The organism is Thioclava sp. UBA3469 (assembly GCF_002378135.1).
Lineage (GTDB): Bacteria > Pseudomonadota > Alphaproteobacteria > Rhodobacterales > Rhodobacteraceae > Thioclava > Thioclava sediminum.
On the sequence record NZ_DFRG01000148.1, the window covers coordinates 1 to 5315 of the forward strand.

Annotated in this window: 5 protein-coding genes; 3 read left to right on the top strand and 2 right to left on the bottom strand. The window is 66.6% G+C overall.

Features of this window, described 5'->3' with window-relative positions; genetic code table 11:
- A partial coding sequence (locus tag B3D39_RS11625) for a hypothetical protein (protein ID WP_286789712.1) occupies positions 1-407 on the bottom strand: 407 nt, incomplete at its 3' end.
- A 296-nt stretch (positions 408-703) separates the two neighbouring features.
- Here B3D39_RS11625 and dapE point away from each other — a divergent pair.
- From dapE to rnr, 3 genes are all read left to right on the top strand, one after another.
- A complete protein-coding gene (dapE, locus tag B3D39_RS11630) occupies positions 704-1846 on the top strand; it encodes a succinyl-diaminopimelate desuccinylase (protein ID WP_274963004.1) in 1143 nt (380 codons plus the stop codon).
- Entirely contained in the window at positions 1846-2259 is a 414-nt protein-coding gene (locus B3D39_RS11635) for a GNAT family N-acetyltransferase (protein WP_414717994.1), read from the top strand. Before dapE ends, B3D39_RS11635 begins: the two co-directional genes overlap by 1 nt.
- A gap of 168 nt (positions 2260-2427) precedes the next feature.
- A complete protein-coding gene (rnr, locus tag B3D39_RS11640) occupies positions 2428-4731 on the top strand; it encodes a ribonuclease R (RefSeq protein ID WP_274963006.1) in 2304 nt (767 codons plus the stop codon).
- Between the two features lie 3 nt (positions 4732-4734).
- Here rnr and B3D39_RS11645 read toward each other — a convergent pair.
- A partial coding sequence (locus B3D39_RS11645) for a phospholipase D-like domain-containing protein (RefSeq protein WP_286789713.1) occupies positions 4735-5315 on the bottom strand: 581 nt, incomplete at its 5' end.

Genomic DNA, 5315 nt, shown 5'->3' on the forward strand with positions numbered 1-5315 from the left:
AGCGGCAGCGGGGCCACGCCCGCCTGCTGCCGGATCGTGCGCTGATCGAGCGCCTCCAGCGTCAGCAGGCTCTCGCGTCCCGGCCCGTCCCAGCGCCAAATGAGCCGCATCCGCCCACCGGTCAGCCGCTCCTGCGTAGCGTCGATCGAGATCGCATGGACCGCCGAGCCGCGCCGCTGCGCCAGCACGATGCGCCCGTCGACATCGAGATTGAGCGAGAGGAAATTCCGCCAGCCTTCGCGCTGATGCAGATGGATCAATGGCAGGGGCGATTGCTCGCCGCGCATCAGGGTGAATTCCAGCATCAGGCTGCCCCGTGCGAGCAGCTCCGGCAATCTGCGCTCGTCGAACCTGACCGCGCCGCGATGCGCGATCTGCGCACCGATCCAGCCCTGTTGCGCCCTCATCCGCGACGCTCCGAATGCTGCCGTGATCCCATGCCTGTCTCCGCGCCCGGGGAAGCCGACACGGAAAACGCGCGCCGCCTGAATGGGCCGCGCGTGGGTCTTTTGCGTCTGACTACGGGCTTTGCCCTGCTCGATATGCCCGATTTCGGGCTTTTGCTTTTGACATATCATGACACCGCGACCTGCCTTTGGGTAGCCCCTGTCTCCGCGTCACTTGCGCCCGGTGTCGAGCCTGCAACAGCCATTGCCCCGAGGGCCGCGGCGCTCTAAGCCTGTAGCGCTGAAAAGGAGTGCCCATGACGACCGATCCCATCCGCCTGAGCGCCGATCTGATCCGCTGCCCCTCGGTGACCCCGGAGGAGGGCGGCGCGCTGGTTTTGCTGGAAGGCTTGCTGAGCGGGGCGGGCTTCACCTGCACGCGCGTCGATCGCAACGGCACGCCGAACTTCTACGCGCGCTGGGGCGCGAAGGGGGCGGCGAAAAGCTTCGGCTTCAACGGGCACACGGATGTCGTGCCGGTGGGCGATGCGAGCGCCTGGACGCATGACCCGTTCGGCGCCGAGATCGTCGACGGCGTGATGTGGGGGCGCGGCGCGACCGACATGAAGACCGCCGTGGCGGCCTTTGCCGCGGCAGCGGTGGATTTCGTGACCGAGACGCCGCCCGACGGGGCGGTGATCCTCGCCATCACCGGCGACGAGGAAGGGCCGGGCCGCGACGGCACGCGGGCGCTTCTGGATTGGATGAAGGCCGAGGGCGAGGCGATGTCGGTCTGCCTCGTGGGCGAGCCGACCTGCCCCAATGAGATGGGCGAGATGATGAAGATCGGGCGGCGTGGCTCGCTCAGCTTCTACATCGAGGCCGAGGGCGTGCAGGGTCATGCCGCCTATCCGCATCGCGCGAAGAACCCGCTGCATGCGCTGGTCGATCTGCTGGGCCGGATGACCGCAGAGCCGCTTGACAATGGCACCGATCATTTCCAGCCGTCGAGCCTGCAGATCACCACCATCGATTGCGGCAACCCGGCCAATAACGTGATCCCGGCCAAGGCGCGCGCGACCGTGAATATCCGCTTCAACGATGCGCATACCGGCGAGGGGCTGATCGCCTGGGCCGAGGCGATGGCCTCCGAGATCGCCGCCGAGACCGGCATCCGTATCGCGCTCAACCCCGATATCTCGGGCGAGAGCTTTGTCACGCCGCCCGGTCCCTTCGTCGATCTCGTCGCGAAATCGGTCGAGGCGGAAACGGGCCGCGCGCCGGAGCTGTCCACCTCGGGCGGCACCTCGGATGCGCGCTTCGTGAAGGATCACTGCCCGGTCGTGGAATTCGGCCTTGTCGGCGCGACGATGCATCAGGTGGACGAACGTGTGCCCCTCGACCAGATCGAAGCCCTGACGCGCGTCTATGCCCGCATATTGAGAGACTATTTCGCATGATCAAGATCGAGCCAGTTACCGATTACGCGCCCTGCCATGCGCTGCGCCGGGCCGTGTTCATCGAAGAACAGGGCATCCCCGAGCCCGAGGAATGGGACGATCTCGACGATCAGGCGATCCATTTGCTTGCCAGCGAGGAGGGCACGCCGCTCGGCACCGCGCGGCTGATCCGCAAGGGTGAGACCGGCAAGATCGGTCGCATCTGCGTGGCGAAATCCGCGCGCGGCACCGGGCTCGGCGCGGCGCTGGTGCGCGACGCCTGCGAGCGGTTCGCTGAGATGGGCTGCACCCGCGCCTATCTCTCGGCCCAGAGCTACGCGATCCCGTTCTACGAGAAGCTCGGCTTCGTGCCCTACGGCGAAGATTACGACGACGCGGGCATACCGCATCGCGATATGGAAAAGCCGCTCTGAGCTTCCTCTTGGCGAAAATATCCCGGGGGGGCGCGTCAGCGCGGGGGCAGAGCCCCCTCCGCCTGAGCCGCGCGCGCCTGCGCGCGTGGGGGCAGCGCCCCCTCGACACCCAGAATTAGCGCCACACTCTTTGAGTGACGCCCCTCACGCCCCATGTTAGGCAAACCCATGAGCAACGCCCCCATCCCCTCGCGCCAGCAAATCCTCGACTGGCTGAACGACAACCCCGACCAGGGGGCCAAGCGCGACATTGCGCGGGCTTTCGGTGTGAAGGGGCAGGCGAAGATCGAGCTGAAGCGCATTCTCAAGGACATGGCCGACGAAGGCCTGATCGAGAAGCGCCGCCGCAACTTCCGCGACCCCAACGTGCTTCCGCCGGTGTCTGTGCTGCGCGTGATGCGCGAGGACAGCCAAGGCGACCAATGGGCCGAGCCTGCCGAATGGAATGGCGAGGGGCCTGCACCTTTGGTCCTCTTCGTTCCGAAGGACGGCGATCCGACGCTGGCCGAGGGCGACCGTATCCTCGGCCGCCTGACCCCGGTCGAGGATGAGGATTACGGCTACGAGGCGCGGCTGATCCGCAAGATCGGGCAGGCCTCGCACCGTATTGTCGGCATCTTCCGCAAGAATGCCGAGGGCGGGCGGATCATGCCGATCGACAAGGGTGTCGGCAACGAATGGCAAGTTCCGGCGGCGGTCACGCTGGGCGCCAAGGATGGCGAGCTGGTCGAGGCCGAACAGACCGGGCCGCGCGGTCGCATGGGCCTGCCCAAGGCGCGCGTGATCGAGGTGCTGGGCGATCCGTCCGCGCCCAAGGCGGTCTCGCTGATCGCCATCCATCAACATGGCATCCCGGACGATTTCCCCGATGCGGTCGTGGCCGAGGCCGATGCGGCCAAACCCGCGCCTCTGGGCGACCGCGAAGACCTGCGCGAGCTGTCTTTCGTCACCATCGACCCGGCGGATGCGCGCGACCGCGACGACGCGGTGCTGGTGATCCGTGACGACGATCCGAAAAACGACGGCGGCTTCCTGATCTGGGTCGCGATTGCCGACGTGGCGCATTACGTGACGCCGGGCTCCGAGCTGGACCGCGAGGCTCGCAAGCGCGGCAACTCCACCTATTTCCCCGACCGCGTCGTGCCGATGCTGCCCGATAGCCTCTCGGGCGATCTGTGCTCTCTGCACGAGAACGTGGACCGTGCGGTGCTGGCGGTGCGAATGAAGATCGACGCGCAGGGGCGCAAGGTCTCGCATCGCTTCACGCGCGGGATGATCCGTTCGGTCGGCTCGCTCGAATACGGGCAGGTGCAATCGGCGCGGGACGGCAACCCGGACGAGAAGACCGAGGATATGGTCGAGGAGATCATCGACCCGATCTACGAGGCTTACGAGGCGCTCAAGCACGCCCGCGCGATCCGTCAGCCGCTGGAGCTGGACCTGCCCGAGCGGCAGATCGTGATCGGCGACGATGGCCATGTCGCCTCGATCCGGTTCAAGGAGCGGCTCGACGCGCATAAGCTGATCGAGGAGTTCATGGTGCTGGCCAATGTGGCCGCCGCCGAGGAGCTGGAAAAGCTGCGCCGTCCGCTGCTGTATCGTGTCCACGAGGAACCGAGCCTCGAGAAGATCGAGAGCTTGCGCGAAGTGGCGCAGGCGTCCGGTTTCACGCTGGCGAAGGGGCAGGTGCTACAGACCGCGCATCTGAACAACCTGCTCAGCCAGTCCGAGGGCTCCGAGTTCGACGAGCTGATCAATATCTCGACGCTGCGCTCGATGACGCAGGCCTATTACGCGCCGACGAATTACGGCCATTTCGGCCTCGCGCTGCGCTCCTACGCGCATTTCACCTCGCCGATCCGGCGCTATTCCGACCTGATCGTGCACCGCGCGCTGATCCTCGGCCATGGCTGGGGCAAGGACGGGCTGAGCGCGTGGGATATCGAGAACCTCGAGGACACCGCGAAGCAGATTTCCGATACCGAGCGCCGCTCGATGGTGGCCGAACGCGATACGACCGACCGCTATCTGGCGGCTTACCTGTCGGATCGCGTGGGCAGCGAATTCACGGGCCGCATCTCGGGCGTGCAGAAATTCGGCGCCTTCGTGAAGCTCGACGAGACCGGCGCGGACGGGCTGATCCCGATCCGCGAGATCGGGCGCGAGTTCTTCCATTTCGACCGCGAGGCGCAGGAGCTGGTGGGCTCCGATACCGGGATGGTCATCACCATCGGGCAGCGTGTCCGGGTGCGGCTGTCGGAGGCCGTGCCGATCACCGGCGGGCTGATGCTGGAGCTGCTGGAAGTCGAAGGGCAGGGGATGCCCTCGGGCGACGGCAAGCGCCGCAAGGGCCGCCGCCCCGGCACGCGCCCGCCGCGCAAAGGTCCCGGTAAGGGGCCGCGCAAACCGGCCCGCGACGCTGCCAAGAAGAAGGCGGTCGCGCGCAAGGTGAAACGCACGCGCAAGAGCTGAGGCTTACAGCATCCACTCGATCGGCAGGCGCTGCGCAATCCACAGGAAGATGCGGTGCGAGAAGGGCACGCCCGGCTCGCGCTTGCGCACGCCATGCCCGGGGCGCGACCAGCGCAATTGCTGCGCACGGGTGAGGCGCAGGCGCCATGCGCGGGCGGGGATGAATTCCTTGAAGGTCTCGGAGATTTCCGTCGCGATCTCGGGCGCGTTGATCACGATGCCCAGCTCTGTATTGAGCCGCATCGAGCGTGGATCGAAGTTGAACGAGCCGATGAAGACGCGCGCGCGATCCACCGCGAAGACCTTGGCGTGCAGCTTGTTGCGCGAAAACGGAGAGGTGCCGCGAATGTCGGAGCCCAGCAGCCGCTCGCGCCGGTTGCGCTCGCTCGGGCGGCGGTCTTCGGCATCGGCTGCGTATTCGTAAAGTTCGATCCCGGCGCGCAACAGCCCCTTGCGGCGATGCGCATAGCCGGAATGGACCAGCGCCACATCGGTCGCGGCATAGGAATTCGTCAGCACCTTGATCGTCGCGCCGGATTTGGCGATCCGCTTGAGATAGCGCACCCCCGTCCGCGTCGGCACGA

Bases quoted from the DNA above. Each gene is read 5' to 3' on its own strand.
- dapE (WP_274963004.1), top strand. From the start codon at position 704: ATGACGACCGATCCCATCCGCCTGAGCGCCGATCTGATCCGCTGCCCC.
- rnr (WP_274963006.1), top strand. From the start codon at position 2,428: ATGAGCAACGCCCCCATCCCCTCGCGCCAGCAAATCCTCGACTGGCTG.